The organism is Paraburkholderia sp. BL27I4N3 (assembly GCF_003386115.1).
Lineage (GTDB): Bacteria > Pseudomonadota > Gammaproteobacteria > Burkholderiales > Burkholderiaceae > Paraburkholderia.
On record NZ_QREJ01000001.1, the window covers coordinates 4609790 to 4634938 of the forward strand.

Consider the following 25149-nt stretch of genomic DNA (forward strand, 5'->3'; position numbering starts at 1 on the left):
CGTTAGCCGTTTGGCTGAGTGTCGCGCGGCGGCGCGGCTGCGCACAATTCTTCCTCATCACTCGCGTTCGAATGGTTCGTCGCGTGAATCAGAGGGAGGGCGTCATGGCGTTGAAAAGATCTTGGCTTCAGGCAGTGCAACCCGGCGCGCAGCGTTTTGCCGCGGGTATCGATGTTGGCTCGCAGACTGTGCGTCTGGTCGTGCTGAGTCAGCGCGCGCGCTCACCGGGTGCGCTGCATATCGAATACGCGAGCACGGTCCCACTTGTTGCCGGTGCAATGGCCGGCAGCGAGATCGCGGACCGGCACGCGGTGGCGCGTGCGTTGCGCGACGCGTTCGCGGGTCTGCCGCACGCCTGCGCGACCCACGCCCTGAGGTGCGCGATGGCGCTGCCCGCGTCGGCCACCATGACCACCACGGTGCCGCTCACGCGGCTTGCCGCGCAGAGCGGTTGTTCGGAAGACGGCGGGCATCAACTGGCTGAACTGGAGCCGGCGGTGATGAGCGAAGTCGAGCGCATTGCGGGCCTCGAGCGCCATGCTCTCGCTGTCGACTGGTATCTCGACGAAGCGTATGCGCCGGTCCGCTCCGTGACCATTGCCGCCACCGCGCGGCAACATCTCGAAGCGCGAATCGAATGCGCGGCGATTGCCGGCATCTCGCTCACCGCCATCGACGGTGAGCCCCATGCGGCGTTGCGCGCCATGCGCTACGCGGCGAGTTACGAGCTCGATCCGCACGAGCCGTATGTCGCGTTGTGGATCGGCACGGACGGCGTGTACGGCTGGCGAATCGTGGACGACATCGTCGCCAGCGAGATGCGCTACCCGGCGCCCGAACATACCGATCTCGCCGATGCATTGCGCGATATGGCGCACGGCCCGGAACTTGACTGCGCGCTGGTGAGCGGTGAGGTCGATCTGCTCGGCGGCGTGGGTTTCTCGACTGCCGATATCGCCGACGTCTTGGGCTGCACGGTCCTTCCGTTCGAGTGTGCGCCGCTCGGCGGCCTTGTTCGACCGTTGGACGGTTCGCTGTTGCACGAACCGGCCGGCGCGGTCGCATTCGGACTTGCGCTACGCGGGGTGCTCGAATGACCGGGCGCATGTTCTACGCCACGGCCTCCGACACGCGAGCACCGGAACGCGGCATGCGCTTCGCGCGATCCAGGCTTGGTGGTTTCAATCTGCTGCCTTATCGGCAGCGCGACGCGCGGCTTGCGCGTCGACGGCGCGTGCTCGAATGGATTGCCGCGGTCTGCGCCGGTTTTGCCGCCGTCTTCGTGCTGGTCGCCTGGCAGGCAATCGGGAGGGCGCGGCTCGAGGCACAGCGCGTGTCGGTCGAACACACGCTCACGCATCTATCTGCGCCGCTCGCCGAGCATGCCACGTTGCTGCGCACGCGAGACGAACAGCGGCAGAACGTCGCCCGCGCAAAAAGCCTTTCTGATCCGCTCACACATCTGCGCGATCTGCTCGACGCATTGAGTTTCGACCCGGGCGACGGCGTGGTGTTGCAGCAGTTGCGTCAGCGTGAAAACGAGACCGAGTTGCTGGCGACGTCGCGCGGGCATCTCGCTTCGGCCGAGTGGCTTAAGCGCTTGAGTGCGATCCGGGGCGTGAAGGGTGCGGAAGTGAGCGACCTGCATCGTTCTGTTCCGCGCGGCGGTGCGCTCGCGCCAGCGAGCGTGGCCGGTCCGATCGAATTCGGCGCGCATCTGCGTTGGAGCGAGCCCGCGCAAAAAACGGCTCACCTGGCTGGGGCCACCACGCAGCGTCCTATGAAGTCTGAACAATCAAGAGGTGCGAAATGAGTACGATCTTTGTCGAGTTCGGCGGCGCGGCAAATGCGCGGCTTGTTCTTTCCCATTGGATGAAACGCGTGCGCGTGCCGCTTGATGCATGGAGCCGGCGCCGCCGCTGGCTGGTCGCGTTGATGATTGCCGTTGTGGTGTTCGGTTTGGGCGCGCATGGTTGGGTGGTGGCCGATCTCGGCGGCGTCGAAGCGAGCCGCGCGGCGTTGGAGGCCAGTCGCTTGCGTCTCGCGAACGCGCGGCATGCGCTTGCGCAATTGCCTGCGTTGCGCCGCGAAGCTGCCGCCATGCCGCTTGCTGCTTCGGCGGCGCGTTCATCAGGGCCGTGGAGTTCCGCGGACGACCTCCGCATCGTCTCCGAACTGGCTGCGCAAAATAGCGTCGCGTTGCTAGCGGTGGAGCCCGGAGCGGTGAGCGGCGCGGGCGTTGAGCGTATGCGTCCGTTGCAACTGACCGCGCGCACGGACTTCGTTCACCTGATGGCCTTCCTGCGCGGACTGTCCGATCTGCCGGTGCTGATCGTGCCCGTCGACGTGACCGTCAAGCGGGAAGCCGCGGCGTCGTTGTCGGTGAGCACCACGTTACGCGTGTTCGACGCGCTGCGGCCGACGTCGTCGGCAAACTCGGTGGAAGCACTCGACGACGACAGCCTCGATTCGGACGACGATGAAGAGATTGTCTTCTTCGATCCGTTTTCGCAGCCGCAGCCGCAGATGCAGGCCGCCGGCGATCTGCCCGATGGCTCGCCACTGCGTCTGGTCGGATTGCTGAGCGATCGCACGCGTGGATTGGCCGTGCTCGAAACACCGGACGGCGTGACCAACGTCGAGCCAGGAGAGCGGATCGGCGCCGAGCGTGTCACGAAGCAGGACGCGTCCGGCATTACGCTCGCGAAGGATGGCGCGACACGCACGCTAGCGCTGGCGGAGGCTTCCTGATGAGATTGCCGAAACCATTTCCTTTTGCCTTGTCGAGTGCCGATACGCGTGCGTCGCCTCGCCTCAAGACGTGTCTTGGCCTGTATTTCAGCGCCGCGCTGGGCGCCGGCGTAGCACAGGCGTCGACTCCACCGCTGCCGCCGCTGCCCGCCTACATGCCGTTCGACGACGCGGTATCGCCACGCGATGCTTCGTACAACGGCTCACCGCCGCTGCCACGTATCGTTTCCACCGAGGTGCCCAATCCGTTTCGTCAGGATTTCGCAGACGACGCGGACGCACCGAGTATGGGCGCGACATCGGCCCATACTCGTACGGGGGAGCCTGCTGCCGCCGACGCCGCCGAGGGCTTGGTGTCTCCGCCGTCGCGAAGCCAATCCGCCGCTTCGACGCCCGACGATGCGGACGCCGATTCCGACGGCTCCGTGCCGCTGCGAAGACAGTCCACCGTCCCAACTCGCGCCGATGCCACCGGCACCGGCACCGCCACGCTCGAGGGTCCGCCGGTGCCGCTGCCACCGCTCGCACGTCTGAGCAATGCGCCACGCAGCGCCGCCGACGCGGCCCTCGCGCCCGACGACAAACCGATCTCGCTGAATTTCCAGCGTGCCGAACTCGGCGCTGTGCTGAATGCGTTCGCCCGATTCACCGGGCTGAACATCGTTGCGAGCGAGAGAGTGCGCGGCGCCGTCTCGCTGCGGCTCGACAAAGTGCCGTGGCGCACCGCGTTCGACACGCTGCTCGACGTCAACGGGCTCGCCATGGAGCGCCACGGCAACGTGATCTGGGTCGCGCCGATGGCGGATCTGGCCGCGCGTGAGCGGCAGCGCTTCGAAGCCCACGCCCGGGCCGCCGATCTCGAGCCGCTCGCGAGCCGCACTTTCGAGCTGCACTACGCACACGCCGAAGATGTCAGGCGTCTGCTGACCGGTTCGGGCGCTCAGCGTGTGCTGTCCAAACGCGGTGCCGCGACTGCCGATCCGCGCACCAATCTGCTGTTCGTGACCGATCTCGAAGGGCGCCTCGCGCAGATTGCCGCGCTGCTAGCCTCCGTCGACCGGCCGACGCGCCAGGTGTTGATCGAAGCGCGTATCGTCGAGGGCGAACATGGGTTTTCGCGCAATCTCGGCGTGAAGCTTTCCATGGCGGCCGCGAACGCCGACGGCACCGCGAAAGGCTTGACCGACGCCGGCTATGATCTGTCGGCCCGCCCGATTTCCGGCTTCGACGTCGCGACCGCCGGCCTGACCTTGTTCGCCGCCGGCGCGACGCGGCTGCTGAACATCGAACTGAGCGCGCTCGAAGCGCAGGGGCGCGGCGAAATCGTCTCGAGCCCGCGCGTGGTCACGGCCGACCGGATGAAAGCGGTCGTCGAGCAGGGCACCGAGCTGCCGTATCAGGCAAAAGTGGGGCAGGGCGTATCGGGCGTGCAGTTTCGCCGCGCCACGCTCAAACTGGAGGTCGAGCCGCAAATCATGCCGGACGGCCGGGTGGTGCTGGACCTCGACGTCGCCAAAGACAGCGTCGGCGAGCAGACCGACGCCGGACCCGCGATCAACACCAAGCACGTGCAAACGCGCGTCGAGGTCGAGGATGGTGGTACGGTGTCGATCGGCGGAATTTATGCGACCGACGACCGGGACGATGTGACGCGGGTTCCGGTCCTGGGCAAAATACCGGTTTTGGGTGCGCTTTTCCGCCATCGGGCTCATCGCGATCAGCGCAGCGAACTGGCAGTTTTCATCACGCCGCGCGTCGTTCAGACAAATTAGGGGCACGCTGTCGCCGCTTGCGAGAGAGCACCGGACCGCCGCGGCTTTTGCGCTGCGCCGGAAGCCCTATCAAGCGGCCTGGCGCGAAGCGACAGGCCTGAGGGCACTCTCAAGCGGGGCGCAGGCTCGACAAGGCAGCCGCTTTGCCAGTAAGCTGCGGCACGAACCAAACCGGATTAGCCAGAGGACACCGTTGCAAGCGCGGGACGCACACGCCAATGTATTTTTCGTAGGGCTCATGGGGGCAGGGAAAACCACCGTGGGCCGGGCCATTGCGCGCCGTCTCGATCGCCCATTCTTCGATTCCGACCATGAAATCGAGGCGCGCACAGGCGCGCGCATCCCCGTGATCTTCGAGCTGGAGGGCGAAGCGGGCTTCCGCGAGCGCGAAGCCAGCGTGATTTCCGACCTGACCGGGCGTGACAATATCGTCCTCGCCACTGGCGGCGGCGCGATACTGCGGCCGGAAAATCGCGAAGCCTTGCAGAATCGCGGCGTGGTGATCTATCTGCGCGCCAATCCGCACGACCTGTGGCTGCGCACCCGGCGCGACAAGAATCGCCCGCTGTTGCAGACCGAAGACCCCAAAGCGCGTCTCGAAGCGCTCTACGAAGTGCGCGACCCGTTATACCGGGAATGCGCGCATTTCGTGATCGAGACCGGCCGACCTTCGGTCAACGGACTCGTCAACATGGTTCTGATGCAGCTCGAGATGGCCGGCGTCGCCAAACATCCTGCGTCATAATGGACCGTATGAATACCGTCAACGTCGAACTGGGCGAGCGCGCCTACCCCATCCATATCGGTGCCGATCTGATCGGCCAGACAGCGCTGTTCGCGCCGCACATCGCCGGCAGTTCGGTCACCATCGTCACCAATACCACCGTCGATCCGCTATACGGCGACAAGCTGCGCGCCGCGCTGGCGCCGCTCGGCAAGCAGGTGTCCACGGTCGTCTTGCCGGACGGCGAAGCGTACAAGAACCTCGAAACGCTGAACCTGATTTTCGACGCGCTGCTCGGCGGCCGCGCCGATCGCAAGACCACACTGATCGCGTTGGGCGGAGGCGTGATCGGCGACATGACGGGTTTTGCGGCCGCCTGCTATATGCGCGGCGTGCCGTTCATCCAAGTGCCGACCACCTTGCTGTCGCAGGTCGATTCGTCGGTGGGCGGCAAGACCGGCATCAATCACCCGCTTGGCAAGAATATGATCGGCGCGTTCTATCAGCCGCAGGCCGTGATCGCCGACATCGGCGTGCTGCGCACGCTGCCGCCGCGTGAACTGGCGGCGGGCATCGCCGAAGTGATCAAGACCGGCGCCATCGCCGACGCGGGTTTCTTTCGCTGGATCGAAGCCAATATCGCGGCACTGAATCGCTGCGAATCCGAGGCGCTGGCCGAGGCGGTCAAGCGGTCATGCGAAATCAAGGCGTCGGTGGTCGCACAGGACGAGCGCGAAGGCGGACTGCGCGCCATCCTCAATTTCGGCCACACGTTCGGCCATGCGATCGAAGCCGGCCTCGGCTACGGCGAATGGCTGCACGGTGAAGCAGTGGGCTGCGGGATGGTGATGGCGGCGGATCTGTCCGTGCGTCTCGGCTATCTCGACGAGGCCGCCCGCAAGCGTCTGGTGGACGTGATCGTCGCAGCCCATTTGCCGACCCGGGCACCCGCGCTCGGCGAGTCGCGTTATGTCGAACTCATGCGGGTCGACAAGAAGGCGGAAGCCGGCGCGATCAAATTCATTCTGCTGAAGCGTTTCGGTGAGACGCTGATCACCCAGGCGCCCGACGCCGAGGTGCACGCCACGCTGGCCGCCGCCGTCTGAGTCTCGCGGGGCATCCAGCAACGCTGCACGCACTCGCGTCACGAGGCGCCGCCCATGATTCGGAGAACCCGGTGACTGACAGGCGCAGCGACGATGTAAAGCATGAACCGGCGGCAGGCACGGCGACAATCAGCGTGCCCTCGCAAGAAGCACTCGAAGCGCACCTCGCGCCGTACGCGGCGCATTCCGCGCAATCGCGCGGTCGCCGCTATCCGGAAGCCGCCCCTAGCGCGCGCACCGAATTCCAGCGCGACCGTGACCGCATTGTCCATTCGACGGCATTCCGCCGGCTCGAGTACAAAACTCAGGTGTTCGTGAATCACGAGGGCGACCTGTTTCGCACGCGTCTGACTCACAGCCTGGAAGTCGCGCAGATCGCGCGCTCGGTCGCACGCAATCTACGGGTGAACGAAGATCTCGTCGAAGCCATCTCCCTCGCCCATGACTTGGGTCATACACCGTTCGGCCATGCCGGACAGGACGCGCTCAACGAATGCATGCGTGAGCACGGTGGCTTCGAGCACAATCTGCAGAGCCTCGCGGTCGTCGACGATCTGGAGGAGCACTACGGCGCGTTCAACGGCCTGAACCTGTGTTTCGAAACGCGTGAGGGGATTCTGAAGCACTGCTCACGTGAGAATGCGCGGCGGCTCGGCGCATTGGGCGAGCGCTTTCTGGAAGGCCGGCAGCCGTCCATCGAGGCGCAGATCGCGAACGTTGCCGACGAGATCGCCTACAACAACCACGACGTCGACGACGGCTTGCGCTCGGGCCTGCTCACTGTCGAGCAACTCGCCGAAGTGGAGTTGTGGCAGGTGCACTACGAGGCGGCGCGTAGCGACTTTCCGCAGATCGAAGGCCGACGTCTCATTCACGAAACAGTGCGCCGCATCATCAATACGCTGATTGTCGATCTGATCGATACGACCAGGTCGAACCTGGACAGGCACGCGCCCGAGTCGCTTGACGCCGTGCGCTTATCGCCCGCGCTCGTCGCGCACAGTGACGAGATTGCCACGCAGGCTGCGGCGCTCAAGCGCTTCCTGTTCAAAAACCTGTATCGCCATTACCGCGTGATGCGCATGGCCAACAAGGCGCGCCGCGTCGTCGCCGGTTTGTTCGACGCGTTCACGGACGACCCGCGACTGCTGCCGCCAAGCTATCAGTCAACCGACGCGACGCAGCAACCGCGTCTGATCGCCCATTACATCGCGGGTATGACGGATCGGTACGCGGTCAAGGAATATCAGCGGCTGTTCGTGATCGACGACAACTGAGTAGCGCGGCACAAAGTCGCGCCGGCCGCGACGACTTGCGAGCCGGGGCCAGTGCAATGTACCGGTTCAGATCACTTGCAGCAGGCCACCGCTCAACCGGCGGCGGCAGCCCTGCGCGGTAGCGCCTTAACGCAGCCGCGACGCGAACAACGCGCCCGCAATCAGCGCAACGCCCCCGACGATCGCAATCGTCTGCCATGGATTCTCATGCACGTAATCGTCGGCGTCTGCCACCGCCACCTGGGCGCGTTCGCGTACGGCGTCGCGCGTATCGTTCAGGCGCGCGCGCGCGACGTCGAGTTGTTTGCGAAGTTTGCCGCGCAACGCTACCGCGTCGGCTTGGGTGCCGTCCGCCAGCGTGGATTCGAGTTCCGACATTAGCGTGCGCAGTTCGCCTGCGATATCTTCGGCCGCGTGGCGGCTATGGCGAGCGATACGCCGCGCACGGCGGCTGGTGCTGGTCCAGGATTCGCCGAGGGCGTCTCGCGTATTCGGAAGTGCAGTCATGGTCGCTCCGTCGATGAGGTGAAAAAGGACCCGCGCGTTGTCACGAAGACGCAGTTTCACGTCGGGACGCGGGAAACACCATGCGAATGCAACTTCGGTGCCAAACCCCGCAGGCCCTAGCCACCGTGGTCCGAACGCGGATTCGTCGGCAGGCATTGCACTGGCGGGCACCATTCCGGGTCAAATTTACAAACGCTGACAGCGGAGTCGCCGCGCGGCTTCATGAGCGCCGAACCGGTCGCCTGATGCGCGCACAAATGAAAACGCCGTCATTGGATGTATGACGGCGTTGTCCAAGCCACGAAAATTCGACTACCCTACCTCAACGGCCCTAATTTTTTGAAGCGTTAGAAACGGTAACCGATGTTGACGTAGGAAACGATCGGGTTCAGTTTGATCTTGGTTTGCGACTGCACGTTCAGAGTACCGACCGGCGTGTTCGCCGCGGTGTTCAGCTTGGCGGTCGTGCTGAGCGGCAGGTACGAGATCGAGACGCCCGCGAACCAGTGCTGGTTGAACGCATAAGTGAAGCCGGCATTAAACACCGGCTCCCACGAACTATCCGTAGTGACGGTGGTCGGACCATGCAGAACGTTTGCCTCGAACGCGCTATTGGTGATCTTTTCGTCGGTGAACGAGACGCGGCTCACGCCGAGGCCGAGATACGGGCGGAACGTGGCGGTCGGGGCATTGAAGTAGTACTTGAACAGCAGAGTCGGGCTCCACTGTTTTGCCTGGCCCAGCTTGCCGAACTGGGCGAGACTGCCCGAACCTTCCAGGTCGAACGATGGCGGCACGCCAATGACGAACTCAGTTGCGATGTGATCGGTAACGAAGTAGCCGGCAGTGAAACCGATGGTGTCGGCTGAGCCGAGGGTTGCACCGGTGTTGGCTTCGGTGATGTTGGTCGGGCTGCCGCCGATGCTCGTCACTTTCAACGGTTGGCTGCTCGATTGAGGCGCTAGATGGAACCAGCCCGAAGTGACGTAAAAGCTACCGGCCGATTGCGCGTGCGCTGCCGTTGTCATGCAGGCTAGCGCCGCGATCCCCGTTACGGCCTGTTTTAATTTCATATGTGCTCCTCCAAAAAAGGCCCGCTCATTATGACTACAACGTTTGAAACAAACCATACGCGGCGGTTAGAGCTTTCTCCCTAAGCACCGCGTGGTTTCTGGCTCTGCCGCATGGCGCCGAAGCTTGAGCGCATGCGGTTCTTCGGACCTTCGGGTATGTACCAACGCGACTATCGGATACTCCAGCATGGCACGGCTTGCACGTCTCTATGTCCCTGACCAGCCGCAGCACGTCATCCTCCGCGGGCTCGATCAGCAGCCCGCTTTCGTCGACGACCAGGACTACGAGCTTTTCATCGATTGTTTGAAAGCGGCTTCACGCGATCATCACCTGTCCATCCACGCGTATGCGTTGATGCCGGGCGCGGTGCAACTGCTCGTCACGCCGACCGAGGAGTCGAGCCTGCCGAAGGCGATGCAGGCGGTCGGGCGCCGTTACGTGGCGCACTTTAACAGGCGCTACGCGCGCCGTGGCACATTGTGGGAAGGGCGCTACAGAGCCACGGTGATCGAAGGCGAGCGCTACTTTCTACTGGCGAGCCGCGTCGTCGAAATGTGTCCGGTGCGTGCGGGACTCGCGAGCGCGCCGGAAGACTACCGTTGGTCGAGCTACCGCCATCACATCGGCCTGACGCTCGACAGCCTGATTACCGACCATCCGCTGTACTGGTCGCTGGGCAATACGCCGTTCGAACGCCAGCGCGCGTACCGCGAACTGTGCGAGCAGCCGCTCGACGAACGCGAGGCCAGCCAGCTTCAGCAGGCCACGCTGAAGGGCTGGGTTTTGGGCAGCGAGACATACCGCGAGTGGGCGGCGCGGGCCGCCAATCGGCGTGTATCGCCATTGCCACGCGGGCGGCCACGCAAGGTGCGCGAGACGCCGCAGCAGCAATAAAGCGTTCTCCATCAATGAGCTGCAGCGAAACGGCATCTTTGCATGCCGTTTTCTTTTGCCCCAATTTGATGTGGAACCAATAAAATTTCACCGCAATGCACCAACTTGATAATTGGGGTTCAATGACAACGATTTATTTGCTATTCCATTGATTCGTCGCGTATATTCCGAATTCCGGTGCTTTTTGACGCGCGTAGCATCGAGCGTTGAGCGCGCCGTCGCGGTTGTGAATCGCACTGCGGCAATAGAAAAACGGTTTAACGGCCTGTCCGGCCCCTCACAGACGGTGTCCCCATGAACGACCACCAGCAACCGATTCACCCGGTTCCCGCCGCGCAAGGTCTGTACGACCCGCAAAACGAGCACGACGCCTGCGGCGTCGGCTTCGTCGCTCACATCAAGGGCAAGAAAAGCCACGAGATCATCGAGCAGGGCCTGAAGATTCTCGAGAACCTCGACCACCGGGGCGCCGTCGGCGCCGATCCGCTGATGGGCGACGGCGCGGGCATCCTGATCCAGATTCCGGACGGCTTTTATCGCGAGGAAATGGCCAAGCAGGGCGTGGTGCTGCCGCCGCACGGCGAATATGGCGTCGGCATGGTCTTCCTGCCGAAGGAACACGCGTCGCGTCTGGCCTGTGAACAGGAACTGGAACGCACGGTGAAGGCCGAAGGCCAGGTCGTGCTGGGCTGGCGCGACGTGCCGGTCGACCACACCATGCCGATTTCGCCCACCGTGAAGGCGAGCGAGCCGCTGATCCGCCAGATTTTCATCGGCCGCGGCAAGGACATCATGGTGACGGACGCACTCGAGCGGAAGCTGTACATCATCCGCAAGACCGCGAGCCACCGCATCCAGGCGCTCAAGCTCAAGCACGGCAAGGAATACTTCGTACCGTCGTGCTCCGCGCGCACGGTCGTCTACAAGGGCCTGCTGCTGGCCGGCCAGGTCGGCGTGTATTACCGCGACCTGCAGGACGAGCGCACGGTGTCGGCGCTGGCGCTGGTGCACCAACGCTTCTCGACCAACACGTTCCCGGCGTGGGAATTGGCTCACCCGTACCGCATGATCGCCCACAACGGCGAAATCAACACGGTCAAGGGCAACGTCAACTGGCTGAACGCCCGCACCGGCGCGATCGCGTCGCACGTGCTCGGCGACGATCTGCCGAAGCTCTGGCCGCTAATTTATCCGGGCCAATCGGACACCGCCTCGTTCGACAACTGTCTCGAACTGCTGGTTATGGCCGGCTACCCGCTCGTCCACGCCATGATGATGATGATCCCGGAAGCCTGGGAACAGCACACGCTGATGGACGACAACCGCCGCGCGTTCTACGAATACCACGCCGCGATGATGGAGCCGTGGGACGGCCCCGCCGCGATCGCCTTCACCGACGGCCGTCAGATCGGCGCGACGCTCGACCGTAACGGCCTGCGCCCGGCGCGCTACATCGTCACGGACGACGATCTCGTCATCATGGCGTCGGAAGCGGGCACGCTGCCTATCCCCGAGTCGAAGATCGTCAAGAAGTGGCGTCTGCAGCCGGGCAAGATGTTCCTGATCGACATGGAACACGGCCGCATCATCGACGACAAGGAATTGAAGGACAACCTCGCGAACGCCAAGCCGTACAAGAGCTGGATTGACGCCGTGCGCATCAAGCTCGACGAGATCGAAGCGAAGGCCGAAGACGTCGCCACGGAACGCCGCGAAGCCGCTGCGTTGCTGGATCGCCAGCAGGCGTTCGGCTACACGCAGGAAGACCTCAAGTTCCTGATGGCGCCAATGGCGCAAGCCGGCGAAGAAGCGGTCGGCTCGATGGGCAACGACTCGCCGCTCGCGGTCATGTCCAACAAGAACAAGACGCTGTATCACTACTTCAAGCAGCTGTTCGCGCAAGTGACAAACCCGCCGATCGACCCGATCCGCGAAAACATGGTGATGTCGCTGGTGTCGTTCGTCGGTCCGAAACCGAACCTGCTGGACACGAACAACATCAACCCGCCGATGCGTCTCGAAGTGTCGCAGCCGGTGCTCGACTTCAAGGACATCGCCAAGATCCGCGCGATCGATCAGTACACGGGCGGCAAGTTCAGCTCGTACGAACTGAACATCTGCTATCCGGTGGCGTGGGGCAAGGAAGGCATCGAAGCGCGCCTCGCCTCGCTGTGCGCGGAAGCCGTGGATGCGGTCAAGTCCGGCTACAACATGCTGATCGTGTCGGACCGCAAGACCGACCGCGACAACGTCGCGATTCCGGCGCTGCTGGCTACCGCCGCGATTCATACGCACCTCGTGCAGCATGGTCTGCGCACGAGCGCGGGCCTGGTCGTGGAAACCGGTTCGGCGCGTGAAACGCACCACTTCGCGCTGCTCGCGGGCTACGGCGCGGAAGCCGTGCACCCGTACCTCGCCATGGAAACGCTGAGCCAGCTCGCGGCCGGCCTGAAGGGCGACCTGTCGGCGGAGAAGGCGGTCTACAACTTCACGAAGGCAGTCGGCAAGGGCCTGATGAAGGTCATGTCGAAGATGGGCATTTCGACCTACATGTCCTACACCGGCGCGCAGATTTTCGAAGCGGTCGGCCTGGCCGAAGACCTGGTGGTGAAGTACTTCAAGGGCACGTCGTCGAAGGTGGGCGGTATCGGCCTGTTCGACGTCGCGGAAGAAGCGATCCGTCTGCACCGCGACGCGTTCGGCGACAACCCGGTTCTTGCGAACATGCTCGACGCGGGCGGCGAATACGCGTACCGCGTGCGCGGCGAAGAACACATGTGGACGCCGGATGCGATCGCCAAACTGCAGCACTCGGCGCGCAGCAACTCGTATCAGACATACAAGGAATACGCGCATCTGATCAACGATCAGACCAAGCGCCACATGACGTTCCGCGGCCTGTTCGAATTCAAGTTCGATCCGACCAAGGCCATCCCGCTCGACGAAGTCGAATCGGCGAAGGAAATCGTCAAGCGGTTCGCAACCGGCGCGATGTCGCTAGGCTCGATCTCGACTGAAGCACATGCCACGCTGGCTGTCGCGATGAACCGCATCGGCGGCAAGTCGAACACGGGCGAAGGCGGCGAGGACGTGAACCGTTATCGCAACGAACTGCGCGGCATTCCGATCAAGAACGGCGACACCATGAAGTCGGTGATCGGCGACGAAGTGATCGTCGACATTCCGCTAAAGGAAGGCGACTCGCTGCGCTCGAAGATCAAGCAGGTGGCGTCAGGCCGTTTCGGCGTGACCGCGGAATACCTCGCGTCCGCTGATCAGATCCAGATCAAGATGGCGCAAGGCGCGAAGCCGGGCGAAGGCGGCCAGTTGCCGGGCCACAAGGTGTCGGACTACATCGGCAAGCTGCGTTACTCGGTGCCGGGCGTCGGACTGATTTCGCCGCCGCCGCACCACGACATCTACTCGATCGAAGATCTGGCGCAGTTGATTCACGATCTGAAGAACGCCAACTCGGCGGCCAGCATCTCGGTGAAGCTGGTGTCGGAATCGGGCGTCGGTACGGTTGCCGCCGGTGTCGCCAAGGCCAAGGCCGATCACGTCGTGATCGCCGGCCATGACGGCGGCACGGGCGCGTCGCCGCTGTCGTCGGTGAAGCATGCCGGCACGCCGTGGGAACTGGGTCTCGCCGAAACGCAGCAAACTTTGGTGCTGAACCAGTTGCGCGGCCGTATCCGCGTGCAGGCCGACGGTCAGATGAAGACCGGCCGCGACGTCGTGATCGGCGCGCTGCTTGGCGCGGACGAGTTCGGTTTCGCGACGGCGCCGCTCGTCGTCGAAGGCTGCATCATGATGCGCAAGTGCCACTTGAACACTTGCCCGGTCGGCGTCGCGACGCAAGATCCGGTGCTGCGTGCGAAGTTCCAGGGCCAGCCGGAACACGTCGTGAACTTCTTCTTCTTCGTTGCGGAAGAAGCGCGCGAAATCATGGCGCAACTGGGCATCCGCAAGTTCGACGACCTGATCGGCCACGCCGAACTGCTCGACATGAAGAAGGGCATCGAGCACTGGAAGGCCAAGGGTCTGGACTTCTCGCGCGTGTTCTATCTGCCGCAAGTGTCGGCTGAAGTTGCGCGTAAGCATGTCGACATGCAGGACCACGGTCTGGACAAGGCACTCGACCACACGCTGATCGAGAAGGCGAAGGCGGCGATCGAGAAGGGCGAGCACGTCTCGTTCATCCAGCCGGTGCGCAACGTGAACCGTACCGTCGGCGCGATGCTGTCCGGCACGATCGCGAAGAAGTATGGTCACGACGGCTTGCCCGACGACTCCATTCACATCCAGTTGAAGGGCACGGCGGGCCAGAGCTTCGGCGCGTTCCTCGCCAAGGGCATCACGCTGGATCTCGTCGGCGACGGTAACGACTACGTCGGCAAGGGCTTGTCGGGCGGCCGCATCATCATCCGTCCGACCAACGATTTCCGCGGCAAGTCGGAAGAGAACATCATCTGCGGCAACACGGTGATGTACGGCGCGATCGAAGGTGAAGCGTTCTTCCGCGGCGTCGCCGGCGAGCGCTTCTGCGTGCGTAACTCGGGCGCGACAGCGGTTGTCGAAGGCACGGGCGACCACGGTTGTGAATACATGACGGGCGGCACGGTGGTCGTGCTCGGCGAAACGGGCCGCAACTTCGCGGCCGGCATGTCGGGCGGCATCGCCTACGTGTACGACCCGGACAACTCGTTCGCGGGCAAGTGCAACAAGTCGATGGTCGCGCTCGATCCGGTTCTGCAAACCGCCGAACAGGAACGCACGGTCGACAAGGGCCTGTGGCACGCCGGCGCAACCGACGAGGCGCTGCTCAAGGGACTCATCGAGCGTCACTTCCAGTTCACGGGTTCGCCGCGCGCCAAGGCGCTGCTCGAAAACTGGGACGCGTCGCGCCGTCAATTCGTGAAGGTGTTCCCGACCGAATACAAGCGCGCGCTGGGCGAAATGGCCGCGAAGAAAGCGAACAAGGAAGTGCTCGCCGCCTGATTTGCAACTGGCCTCAAGCCAAAGACGTCACATACAAGCCGTATCCGCCGCGCCCCGCCGTTCAACGGTGCACGCGGCGGGTGTAGATCACCCCACCTGATTAGATAGAGAAGAGAACCACATGGGCAAGGCAACCGGTTTTCTCGAGTTCGAACGCCGCCACGAGGCGTACGAAGCTCCGCTCACGCGTGTGAAGCACTACAAGGAATTCGTCGCCGCGCTGACCGACGACGAAGCGAAGATTCAAGGCGCACGTTGCATGGACTGCGGCATTCCGTTCTGCAACAACGGCTGCCCGGTGAACAACATCATCCCGGACTTCAACGACCTGGTGTTTCATCAGGACTGGAGGAACGCGATCGAAGTGCTGCACTCGACGAACAACTTCCCCGAGTTCACGGGCCGCATCTGCCCGGCGCCGTGCGAAGCGGCCTGCACGCTCGGCATCAATGACGATCCGGTCGGCATCAAGTCGATCGAGCACGCGATCATCGACAAAGCCTGGGCCGAAGGCTGGGTTGCGCCGCAGCCGCCGAAGCACAAGACCGGCAAGAAGGTCGCCGTGGTCGGTTCCGGCCCCGCTGGTTTGGCCGTCGCGCAGCAACTCGCGCGCGCGGGGCACGATGTCACCGTGTTCGAAAAGAACGACCGCATCGGTGGTTTGCTGCGTTATGGCATTCCCGACTTCAAGCTGGAAAAGTGGCTGATCGATCGCCGCATGCGTCAGATGGAAGCCGAAGGCGTGACGTTCCGCGCGGGCGTGTTCATCGGCAAGGCGGATTCACTGCCGGCGCATATCGGCAACACGGCGAAGGAAACCGTTTCGCCGGAGCAACTGAAGGAAGAGTTCGACGCCGTGGTGATCGCGGGCGGTTCGGAAACGCCGCGCGATCTGCCGGTGCCGGGCCGCGAGCTGGAAGGGATCCACTACGCGATGGAATTCCTGCCGCAACAGAACAAGGTCAATGCCGGCGACAAGGTCGCGAACCAGTTGCTTGCGAAGGGCAAGCATGTGGTCGTGATCGGCGGCGGCGATACGGGTTCGGACTGCGTGGGCACGTCGAATCGCCATGGCGCGAAGAGCGTCACGCAATTCGAATTGCTGCCGCAGCCGCCGGAAGAAGAAAACAAGCCGCTCGTGTGGCCGTACTGGCCGATCAAGCTGCGCACGTCGTCGTCGCATGACGAAGGCTGCTCGCGTGATTGGGCAGTCGCGACCAAGCGCCTCGAAGGCAAGAATGGCAAGGTCGAGAAGCTGATCGCGGCGCGCGTCGAATGGAAGGACGGCAAGATGCAGGAAGTGCCGGGCTCCGAATTCGAAATGAAGGCCGATCTGGTGCTGCTCGCCATGGGCTTCACGCAGCCGGTGTCGCCGGTGCTCGAAGCGTTCGGCGTCGACAAGGATAATCGCGGCAACGTGCGTGCTTCGACCGAAGGCGAGAAGGCGTATTACACGTCGGTGGACAAGGTGTTCACCGCCGGCGACATGCGCCGTGGTCAGTCGCTGGTGGTGTGGGCGATTCGTGAAGGCCGTCAGTGCGCGCGTTCGGTCGACGCGTTCCTGATGGGGCATTCGGAACTGCCGCGTTAAACGTCTCCCGTCTGGTTTTCGTGCTGAGGCATGGGAGCCGGCTACTGCTTGCAGGAAGAGGTGGAGACGACAATGTGCCGCGTCAGCGGTGCATCAAGCGGTGAAAAAACAAAGCCGGGCACCTGAGAGGGTGACCCGGCTTTTTAACTTCAGCGTGCAGCTGCGCTATGTACGTGATTTACCGTACCGCCCCAACGTCAGCCCATCAAGATCGATCTCCGGCTTGCGGTGCGTGATCAAATCCGCGACCACACGTCCCGAACCCATCGACATCGCCCAACCCGTCGAGCCGTGCCCGAGGTTCAACCACAGTTTCTCCACGCCGGACGGACCGAGCAGCGGCGCGCCGTCGGGTGTCATGGGACGGCGGCCGACCCAAAAATGCGCGGACGTGGGATTAGCCGCGTGCGGAAACCAGTCGCTCAGCACTTTCATGAGCGTTTGCAAGGCCTGTTCGCGCAAGGTGGTCTGCCGATTACCGAGTTCCGCAGTGCCGGCTACCCGCAGGTTGTTGCCAAAACGCGTGATTGCCGTCTTCAGCGATTCGTCCATCAACGCGCCGCGCGGGGCTTTTTCTTCGTCGGTGACGGGCAGCGTCGCGGAATAGCCTTTCACCGGATAAAGCGGCACCTTCACGCCGAGCCGCGCGAGCAACCCCGCACTGTCGACGCCCAGCGCCACCACCACGGCATCCGCGTACAGCATCTCCGCGCCGCGCTCGCTCTCGATACGCACTGCGCGCACCGCCCCGCCTTGCACATCAAGCGACGTCACCCGCGTGTCGAAACGGAAGCGCACGTCATTGCGTTCACATATGGCGCGCAGTTCGCGCGTGAAGCGTGCGCAATCGCCGGCTTCGTCGTCGGGCAGATAGAGCCCCGAGAGCGGCGCCTGACGCGCCCAGTTCAAACCCGGCTCGATCTCGACACACTGCGCCGCGCTCACTTCCCGATGCGCGATACCCGCGTCGCGCAACACGGCGAGCGCCGGCTGCGCGAGTTCGACGTCGTACTCGCTGCGGAACAACTGCAGATAGCCTTGGCTGCGGGCGTAGTCGAACGGATAGCAAGCGCGGAATTCGTGCAGACAGTCGCGGCTGTAGTAAGCAATGCGCTGCATACGCTGCTTGTTGACGCGAAACCGTTCGAGATCGCATTCATGCAGCCAGCGCGCGATCCAACGCCATTGAGCTGGATCGAAGGTCGGGCGGAAGATCAGCGGCGAGGCCGGCTTGAACAGATATTTGAGGATCTTCGCCGGCATGCCGGGCGCGGCCCAGGGCGTGACGTAGCCCGGCGCGATCACGCCCGCGTTGCCGAAACTGGTGGAGAGCGCGACGTCCGGTTCGCGCTCGATCACGGTGACTTCGCAGCCCTGCTGGCGCAGGTAAAAAGCAGTGGCGACGCCAATCACGCCGCCGCCCAGAACAATCGTTTTCATGTGTGTGTACTGCGGATTCAGGCAGCAGGCTGGGTCGCGCCGAGCACCTTGCCCCTGGTTTCGGGCAGACACAACGCGGCGACGATCACAAGCAGATAGCCTGAGCCGGCCACGATGCCCATCGCCTTCACCAGTGTCATGGTTTGCGACAGTGCACCGACCAGAATCGGAAAGAACGAACCGAGCCCACGTCCGAGGTTGTAGCAGAATCCTTGTCCCGAACCGCGTATTGCATTCGGATAAAGCTCGGACAGGTAGGCGCCCACGCCCGCGAAAATCCCTTGCACCACGATGCCGAGCGGAAAGCCGAGCGCGAGCATCATGCCGTCGGTGATCGGCAGCATGGTGTAGAACATGCCGAGCACGAACGAGCCGATCGCGAACAGCACGAACGACGCGCGCCGGCCGATCTTGTCGCACAGAATCGCGCCGACGATATACCCCGTGAATGAACCGACGATCAGCACGATCAGATAACCGCTCGTGTTGAACACAGACAGATGCCGCACCGTCTTCAGATAGGTCGGCAACCACGTGGTGATCGCGTAATAGCCACCGAGCATGCCGGTGCACAGCACGCTACCGAGCAGAGTGGTTTTGAGGTGAGCGCCCGAGAAGATCTGCAGGAAATGTGACGTATCGAAACCGCTATCACGAGCCCGGCGTGTTTCGAGGAATATCTCCGGATCGCTCACATTGCGGCGAATGTAGATGATCCATGCAGCGGGCAGCAGACCGATCCAGAAGCAGGCGCGCCATGCGTACTGCTCAGGCAGCAGCGCGAAGAACGCCCAGTAAATGATGGCCGCAGCCGCCCAGCCGAACGACCAGCTGCTTTGCACGGTGCCGACCGCTTTCGCACGATGCTGAGGCGAGCGAATGGTCTCGGCCATCATGATCGTCACGACCGACCATTCACCGCCGAAGCCGATGCCTTGCAGTGTGCGCGTGGTGAGCAACTGCCAGAACGAGTGCGTGAAGCCGGACAGAAAGGTGAACAGCGCGAAGGTGGCGATGGTCCACTGCAGCACGCGGATGCGGCCGTAGCGGTCGGCGAGAATGCCGGCTAGCCAGCCGCCCACCGCCGACGAGATCAGCGAACTGGTGGCGATCATGCCGGCTTCGCTTTTGGTCATGCCCCACGTCGCGATCAGCGTCGGAATGAGGAAGGAGTAAATCATGAAGTCGAAGGCATCGACCGCGTAGCCTCCGAAGCCGGCGTATAGCGTGCGGCGTTCGCGTTGGGTCAGTTCGGTGAACCATTGGAGAGAGGGCATGTTTTGTTGTGGTCTCCAGGGCTTGTTGGCCTGCCGTCGGCGTGAATGTGGGGTGTTTGTATTCTACGGGGATGAGGCGTCGTGCGGCCAGTTGTGGTCAAAAATGGCAGGCAACGGTAAGAAACCGATAAGAGATGAAAAGCCGGAGAAATCTGCGCGAGGGAAAGGCAATGTCGCGGCCTGGCTGACGATCGCGCTGTTCGGCGCGATGCGCGCGAGCCGCTTTTTCCTTACCAACTACTACCGTGTAACCCAAACGATATTGAGCATGGTTAAACTGCGCTCGCAGCGCCGATGCTGCGACTTATCCACTCACGCCCGCGCCAGCCACGCCGAATGCCCGCTCCCGCAAAAAACTGCTCGCCATTCCGACGCTCCGCGAGCATTTTTCCGCGGACGAGCCAACTGTCGGACGAGGCGCCGCCGGCCTCGCGCCGGACTTTCCTCAAGCGCTCAGCCAGCGTGCTGCTGATCTCCGGCATGGGCAGCTCGCTGCTGTCCGCGTGCGGCGGCGGCAACCTCGACGCTGATCAGCCCGCCACGCCGCGCCTTGCGTCGGTCGACAACTTCCGCGATCTGGCGGGCGCGGCCGCTGGGTATCCGACCGTCGACGGCAAACAGATGCGCCGGGGCGCGTTCTACCGCGCGAACGCGTTGACGCTCGACACCACCGACCAGGCCACGATCGACCGGCTCGGCATTGCCTCGGTCTACGATCTGCGCACGCCCGGTGAAATTGCGCGCACCGCCGATATCCTGCCGAGCGGCGCGACCACCCAGACGCTCAATGTGCTCGGCATCACTGACTTCGTCACGCCGAACGTCGAGACGGCGGGCGCCGCCGTCGCGTTCATGGAATCGCAGGCGCGCGGCTACGTCACCGGCGCCGCCCAGCGCGCCGCATACGGGGCGCTGCTGACCGGTCTCGCCGAAGGGCCAGGCGCGCAACTCTTTCATTCCAACGCGGGCAAGGACCGCGCCGGCTGGGTCGCGGCGCTCCTGCTCAGCATTGCGAACGTTCCGCTCGACGTCATCATGCAGGACTATCTGCTGAGCAACGCCTATCTGGCGCCGTCGATCGAAACGCAAACCGGCAGGCTGCGCGCGCAGGACGGCGACGCCATCGCTGCCGCCGAGGCGCCGCTGATGAATGTCCAGGAAAATTATCTGCAGGCCGGATTCGACCAGGTGCAGGCGATCTACGGCACGATGGTGAGCTATCTGACGCAAGGTCTCGGCGTCTCGCAGACGACCATCGATACCTTGCACAGTCGCCTGGTGGTTTGAGGCGCCACAGCCGCGAGCTAGGCGTTCGACACGAAAAAAGCCGGCCAAAAAAAAGTCCGCCCTAAATGACGGGGCGGACAGAGAAGGGCGGCATCGAGGTTGCCGGAAGCGACTATAAAGCCCCCGCGCCTGCCATGGTTCATCCAGTAAGGGCGCGTAAGCGCCGCCCAACCTCTTTCACCTCTCTGTTACGTCAACGCCGGCACCACTGGCAATTCGATCCGCACTTCCAGACCACCCTGCGCGTGATTACGCACGTGACAGCGTCCGCCGCGATCGTGCGCGAGCCGTGCGACGATCGCGAGGCCGAGGCCGCAATGGCCCTCGCCGCCACGCGCCGCGTCGAGCCGGACAAACGGCTTCATGGCTGCGGCGATGCGGTCGTCGGGAATGCCGGCGCCGTGGTCGCGCACGCTGATTACCCAATGGCCGTCAGTGCGGGCGGTGGCGATATCCACCGGCGGCGCGCCGTGTTCGAGCGCGTTGTCGACGAGGTTCGTGACCAGCCGGTCGAGCAGCGTGCGCGGCAGCCTGAACGCCGAGCCGGCGCGCAGATCGAGAGTGAAGAGCGGTGCTTCGGTGCTGTCGCTGGCGGAGAACTGTTCCTGCAGGAAGTCGTCGACTTCGACCGGCGGCCCGGCGTCGGCGGACTGTCCCGCGAATTCGAGAAACTGCTGAACGATGTTGGTGAGCGAGTCGACGTCGCGGATCAGACCGGCGCGCTCGTTCTCCGCCACCAATACGCTCGCGCGCAGCTTCAGGCGCGTGAGCGGCGCCTTCAGGTCGTGCGCGACGCCGGCCAGCATCACGGCCTGATCATCGCCCGCTTCATTCAGGCGCCGCATCATGTCGTTGAACGAACCGATCAGATCGCGCAACTCGCGCGGGCCTTGCACTGTCACCGGTTCCGGACGGCCGCCCGAGCCGAACGCACGCGCGGCATCGGCGACGCGCGAAAGCGGCCGCTGCATCTGCCAGACCGCCAACAGCGAGAGGATCAGCGCGGCAAGCAGCATCGAGATCGACTCGATCAGAAAGCGTGGGCGCGGCGGCACATCGACCGGCACCACGACCCAGTTCGGCTTGCCGGGAAACAGCACCCATAGCTGCGGCGGGCGTAGGTCGTCGACGGCGATCTGCGTGCCGGGCGGCAGATTCTCGCGCAAGTGCCGGCTCAGGTCTTCGAGCGGACGCTGCGTGGGCGTGTGTAGATGCACGCTCGCCGGCATGTTCCAGGTGGGTACGAGATGGACGCGCATGGCGGGCGCGAGCGCGGCGCCTTTCATCGGCTCGCCGTTGACGGCTTGCAGCACCAGCAGGATGCCGCGCGCGAAGCCGTCGATTTCGTGGCGCGGCGGCTGCATCACCACCAGCACAAACCAGCCGGCCTGAATCGCGAACAACACCGCCGCCGAGAGTAACGCCATTCTGCCGAACAGCGTGTTCAGCGGGTTTTTCATGCGCTTGAGGCGGCCTCGTCGGCGAAGGGCGTGCCGTCGGCGTCGGGCACGAAGACGTAGCCTTTGCCGCGCACCGTCTGCACGTAGCAGGGATTCGACGGGTCGTCTTCGATCACGCGGCGCAGGCGCCAGATCGGCACGTCGAGGCTGCGGTCGCGGAAGGCGAGGTTGTCGCGATGCACGAGATCGTGAATCAGCACGCGCGACAGCACCTTGTACGGATTGTTGACGAAGATCTTCAGGAGCGCGAACTCACTGTCGCGCAGCGGCAGCTTGGAGTTGTCGCGGCACAGTGAACGGGTGGCGAAGTCGAGCTCGAACGGGCCGAAGCGATACGGCTTGCGGGCTTCCGGCGCGCTCGTGGTGGACGGCCCGCGCCGGCGCAAAACCGTGTGGATGCGGGCGAGCAATTCGCGTGGATCGAACGGCTTGGTCAGGTAGTCGTCCGCGCCGAGCGAGAGCCCGACAATGCGGTCGGCCACCGTGCCGCGCGCCGTCACGAAGATCACCGGAATGTCGTCGCCGGCGGCGCGCAGCGCGGTGAGCGCGCGCAAGCCGTCGGTGTTCGGCATCATGATGTCGAGCACGACGACGGACGGCCGTTCGCGTTCGAGCCGGCGCTGGAGATGTGTGCCGTCGTGGAGCACGGACGCGTCGAAGCCGTTCGACTGCAGAAACTTGCAAAGCAGATCGCGTACGACCGGATCGTCGTCGACGATAAGGACCTGTGGATTCATGCTGAAATTTTAAGCTGACGCGCGTGGCGCGCGGCCGACTGTTTTCTTACCAACGCTTACGAGAGGCCGCGCCGCTTCGGCCGGCCCGCTTGTCAGGCTCGCTACGCAAGGCTCGTGGGATATTTCAGCCGCCTCATATTGGGCAACGCGCGCGGCGGCGCCGATTTCGTTGCGCAGCGCGAACATTCCTCGCAGGAAAGAAATTGCGCGCATCTGGAACCGGTCGAAACAGGTCGGAACGGGTCGTAAGAACCGCCGGAAAGCGCGCTTTCCTTCGTGCATCGGCATCGCGTGGCTGGCGAGATGATTCGTCGTGCAGTACGTTGCGCCGCATGCTGAAAACAGCCTAACGCCTTGGGCCCACGGCAGGCGGCGTGAAATCGAAACCTAGCGCCACGCGAGGCTCATCATGACCGTTCCCAGCAATCTCTCTTCAACCCGCTTTTCTTCTCTGGCGCCGACGCCGCCGGCCGGAAGACCCGCCGCCGCCAACAACCCGGGCGCCGCCACGCCGACGCGAGAGTCTGGCGCTCAGACACCGCCGTCGCTGCCCACCGGGCTGGTCGGGCACCACGTCAATACGACCGCCTGACGTACCGAGGCCCACGTGTCGACTCCGAGAATTCTTCACCGCTTCATGCGTGTCGTTGCGTGGTCGACGCTCGGCGCGGCGCTGCTGCCACTGGGTGGCTGCGCCGTCGCCGCGCTGCCGTGCCGGCTGACTTCGGCCACGCTGAAAATCATCCCGGTCGTCGGCCATGCCGCGGCCTCGCCGTTCGACATGTGTTCATCCGCCATCGACTGAATCATGACACTCAAACGGATTGCCTGGGTGCTGGCGTTGCTGGGCGCCGTGCTGTCGTCGACCGCGCAAGCGCGGCCGCCTGCGCGCGACGCAAGTGCTGCGGGCGCCGCATCGAAAGACCCTTCCACCGATGCGCGGCGGCGCTCGCAAGACGCGCCGTTCGCGTTCCGTGGCATCGCGCTCGGCATCACGCTCGACGAATTCCGCGCGGGCTCGAGCGTGCGGGCGACGCCGCTCGGCAGCGTGCCGGTCTGCGAGACGGACGTGCAGGCGGGCGCGCTCGGCATGCGGCTGAAGTCGCACGACAGTCTGACGGTGGCGTGCCGCTGGGCGCATCGCGCGGACAATGGCTGGGCGGTGTCGCAAGCGGTGGTCGACGGCGCGCCGGCGCTGGAGCACGTGCTGCGCTTCGCGCGCGTGGACGGCCAAAGCGCGCTGCATCTATACGAGATTTCTTTCGTGATCGACGAGATCACCGCCGAAGATTTGCGCGACGCACTCGCGGACCGCTACGGGCCGCCGCGTCTCGCGACGCAGAACGCGTCGGCGACGGGCGCGATGCCCATGTACGTGTGGGAAAACGCGATGAGTTCGATCACGTTGTGCTTTCTGCCGGGCACGCGCAACGGCACGCTGACCTATCTTCTGAAGGGTTCGGATGCGTGGGTGAAGTCGGTCGTGCGGCAATGGCAGGCGAGCGGCGCGGAGGCGGGTTGATGAGCGCCGATGAGTGCGGCCGTGAGGCCCGTTTTCAACGAGGAGCATGCATGACTGCGCTACGTCTGGCTGTCGCGCTAGCTGCGGCGGCTTGCCTCGCGGCTTGCGCGAGCCAGCAGCAAAGCTCGATCGTCGATACGCCGATGGCGCCGCCGCTCGCCTCGGCGCCGCTGAACGTCAACACGCAAGGCGCGATCTATCAGGCCGGCACGCCGCTGCTGCTATACGAAACACCGCGCGCCCAGCATATCGGCGACGTGCTGACCATTCGCCTTGCGGAATCGTACAGCGGCAACAACAGCGCGACCGCGGCGGCGAGCCGCTCGAGCAGCATCACCGCCGACGCCGCCGATCATTCCACCAACGCCGCCGCGCGGCTCGCGCGACTGTTCAACATCGGCTCGGCGAGCACCGAATACAAAGGGCAGGGCAGTCTGACCGACGTCAGCGGCATGAACGGCACGCTCGCTGTCACCGTGATCGGCACGATGTCGACCGGCAACCTCGTGGTGTCGGGTGAGAAGGTGATCGCAATGAGCGGCAACCGCGACCGGCTGCGCCTGTCGGGCATCGTCAATCCTAAGGATATCGAAGCGGGCAATTACGTGGCGTCGAGCAAGGTGGCGAACGCGCGCATCGAGCAGGCCGGCGTGGGCATGGTATCCGACGCCACGACGATGGGCTGGCTGCAGAGAATGTTCATGAGCGTGCTGACGTTCTGAGCCGTCGGCG

At 64.0% G+C, this 25149-nt stretch carries 20 protein-coding genes; 14 read left to right on the forward strand and 6 right to left on the reverse strand.

What is annotated here, in order from left to right; all coding sequences use genetic code 11:
• The first annotated feature begins 104 nt into the window (after positions 1 to 104).
• The 7 genes from pilM (at position 105) to B0G71_RS20940 (ending at position 7630) form a co-directional block, all read left to right on the forward strand.
• On the forward strand, positions 105 to 1097 hold the full coding sequence (gene pilM, locus B0G71_RS20910; RefSeq protein ID WP_116143857.1) for a type IV pilus biogenesis protein PilM: 993 nt from the start codon (positions 105 to 107) through the stop codon (positions 1095 to 1097).
• Positions 1094 to 1813 (forward strand): fimbrial assembly protein, encoded by a 720-nt coding sequence (locus B0G71_RS20915; protein WP_116143859.1) that lies wholly within the window; start codon positions 1094 to 1096, stop codon positions 1811 to 1813. Before pilM ends, B0G71_RS20915 begins: the two co-directional genes overlap by 4 nt.
• On the forward strand, positions 1810 to 2751 hold the full coding sequence (locus B0G71_RS20920; protein WP_116143861.1) for a hypothetical protein: 942 nt from the start codon (positions 1810 to 1812) through the stop codon (positions 2749 to 2751). Before B0G71_RS20915 ends, B0G71_RS20920 begins: the two co-directional genes overlap by 4 nt.
• Positions 2751 to 4523, forward strand: coding sequence for a type IV pilus secretin PilQ (locus B0G71_RS20925; RefSeq protein WP_116143863.1), 1773 nt, complete (start codon positions 2751 to 2753; stop codon positions 4521 to 4523). The genes B0G71_RS20920 and B0G71_RS20925 overlap by 1 nt, the downstream gene beginning before the upstream one ends.
• 193 nt (positions 4524 to 4716) lie before the next feature.
• Positions 4717 to 5268, forward strand: a complete 552-nt coding sequence (locus B0G71_RS20930; RefSeq protein WP_106284162.1) for a shikimate kinase — start codon at positions 4717 to 4719, stop codon at positions 5266 to 5268.
• Positions 5268 to 6353, forward strand: coding sequence for a 3-dehydroquinate synthase (gene aroB, locus B0G71_RS20935; protein WP_181916802.1), 1086 nt, complete (start codon positions 5268 to 5270; stop codon positions 6351 to 6353). The genes B0G71_RS20930 and aroB overlap by 1 nt, the downstream gene beginning before the upstream one ends.
• A gap of 71 nt (positions 6354 to 6424) precedes the next feature.
• Positions 6425 to 7630, forward strand: coding sequence for a deoxyguanosinetriphosphate triphosphohydrolase (locus tag B0G71_RS20940; RefSeq protein ID WP_116143865.1), 1206 nt, complete (start codon positions 6425 to 6427; stop codon positions 7628 to 7630).
• Positions 7631 to 7756: 126 nt separating this feature from the next.
• On the opposite strand, the gene B0G71_RS20945 is transcribed toward B0G71_RS20940, so the two are convergent.
• Together B0G71_RS20945 and B0G71_RS20950 are read right to left on the reverse strand one after the other, a co-directional pair.
• The gene (locus B0G71_RS20945) at positions 7757 to 8137 is read right to left on the reverse strand and encodes a YqjD family protein (protein ID WP_012434543.1); all 381 of its coding nucleotides are present in this window, start codon (positions 8135 to 8137) and stop codon (positions 7757 to 7759) included.
• A 347-nt stretch (positions 8138 to 8484) separates the two neighbouring features.
• Complete coding sequence (locus B0G71_RS20950) at positions 8485 to 9210, reverse strand: OmpW family protein (RefSeq protein WP_116143867.1); 726 nt, start codon at positions 9208 to 9210, stop codon at positions 8485 to 8487.
• A 187-nt stretch (positions 9211 to 9397) separates the two neighbouring features.
• On the opposite strand from B0G71_RS20950, the gene B0G71_RS20955 reads away from it, so the two are divergent.
• The 3 genes from B0G71_RS20955 (at position 9398) to B0G71_RS20965 (ending at position 16694) form a co-directional block, all read left to right on the forward strand.
• Positions 9398 to 10105, forward strand: a complete 708-nt coding sequence (locus tag B0G71_RS20955) for a transposase (RefSeq protein WP_116143869.1) — start codon at positions 9398 to 9400, stop codon at positions 10103 to 10105.
• Positions 10106 to 10399: 294 nt separating this feature from the next.
• Entirely contained in the window at positions 10400 to 15103 is a 4704-nt protein-coding gene (locus B0G71_RS20960) for a glutamate synthase-related protein (RefSeq protein ID WP_116143871.1), read from the forward strand.
• A gap of 121 nt (positions 15104 to 15224) precedes the next feature.
• The gene (locus B0G71_RS20965) at positions 15225 to 16694 is read left to right on the forward strand and encodes a glutamate synthase subunit beta (protein WP_116143873.1); all 1470 of its coding nucleotides are present in this window, start codon (positions 15225 to 15227) and stop codon (positions 16692 to 16694) included.
• A gap of 165 nt (positions 16695 to 16859) precedes the next feature.
• Here B0G71_RS20965 and B0G71_RS20970 read toward each other — a convergent pair whose 3' ends face one another.
• Together B0G71_RS20970 and B0G71_RS20975 are read right to left on the reverse strand one after the other, a co-directional pair.
• Positions 16860 to 18134 carry a D-amino acid dehydrogenase gene (locus B0G71_RS20970; protein WP_116143874.1) on the reverse strand — a complete coding sequence of 425 codons (1275 nt, stop codon included), beginning with the start codon at positions 18132 to 18134 and terminating at the stop codon, positions 16860 to 16862.
• Between the two features lie 17 nt (positions 18135 to 18151).
• Positions 18152 to 19411, reverse strand: a complete 1260-nt coding sequence (locus tag B0G71_RS20975; protein WP_116143876.1) for an MFS transporter — start codon at positions 19409 to 19411, stop codon at positions 18152 to 18154.
• Between the two features lie 336 nt (positions 19412 to 19747).
• Here B0G71_RS20975 and B0G71_RS20980 point away from each other — a divergent pair, with 336 nt between their 5' ends.
• Positions 19748 to 20698 carry a tyrosine-protein phosphatase gene (locus B0G71_RS20980; protein ID WP_116143877.1) on the forward strand — a complete coding sequence of 317 codons (951 nt, stop codon included), beginning with the start codon at positions 19748 to 19750 and terminating at the stop codon, positions 20696 to 20698.
• A 188-nt stretch (positions 20699 to 20886) separates the two neighbouring features.
• Here B0G71_RS20980 and B0G71_RS20985 read toward each other — a convergent pair whose 3' ends face one another.
• Together B0G71_RS20985 and B0G71_RS20990 are read right to left on the reverse strand one after the other, a co-directional pair.
• Positions 20887 to 22158: an ATP-binding protein gene (locus B0G71_RS20985; protein ID WP_116143878.1), complete on the reverse strand. Its 1272-nt coding sequence runs from the start codon at positions 22156 to 22158 to the stop codon at positions 20887 to 20889.
• Positions 22155 to 22895 carry a response regulator gene (locus B0G71_RS20990; RefSeq protein WP_012434533.1) on the reverse strand — a complete coding sequence of 247 codons (741 nt, stop codon included), beginning with the start codon at positions 22893 to 22895 and terminating at the stop codon, positions 22155 to 22157. The genes B0G71_RS20985 and B0G71_RS20990 overlap by 4 nt, the downstream gene beginning before the upstream one ends.
• Before the next feature lie 637 nt (positions 22896 to 23532).
• Between B0G71_RS20990 and B0G71_RS40985 the strand changes: the two genes are divergently transcribed.
• Genes B0G71_RS40985 through B0G71_RS21005 form a run of 3 tightly spaced genes read left to right on the forward strand, consistent with a single transcriptional unit; the run spans position 23533 to position 25139 of the window.
• A complete protein-coding gene (locus B0G71_RS40985) occupies positions 23533 to 23700 on the forward strand; it encodes a DUF6726 family protein (protein WP_309546286.1) in 168 nt (55 codons plus the stop codon).
• 3 nt (positions 23701 to 23703) lie between these two features.
• Positions 23704 to 24417: a hypothetical protein gene (locus B0G71_RS21000; RefSeq protein ID WP_116143880.1), complete on the forward strand. Its 714-nt coding sequence runs from the start codon at positions 23704 to 23706 to the stop codon at positions 24415 to 24417.
• A 50-nt stretch (positions 24418 to 24467) separates the two neighbouring features.
• Positions 24468 to 25139 carry a flagellar basal body L-ring protein FlgH gene (locus tag B0G71_RS21005; protein ID WP_116143881.1) on the forward strand — a complete coding sequence of 224 codons (672 nt, stop codon included), beginning with the start codon at positions 24468 to 24470 and terminating at the stop codon, positions 25137 to 25139.
• Positions 25140 to 25149 lie beyond the last annotated feature (10 nt).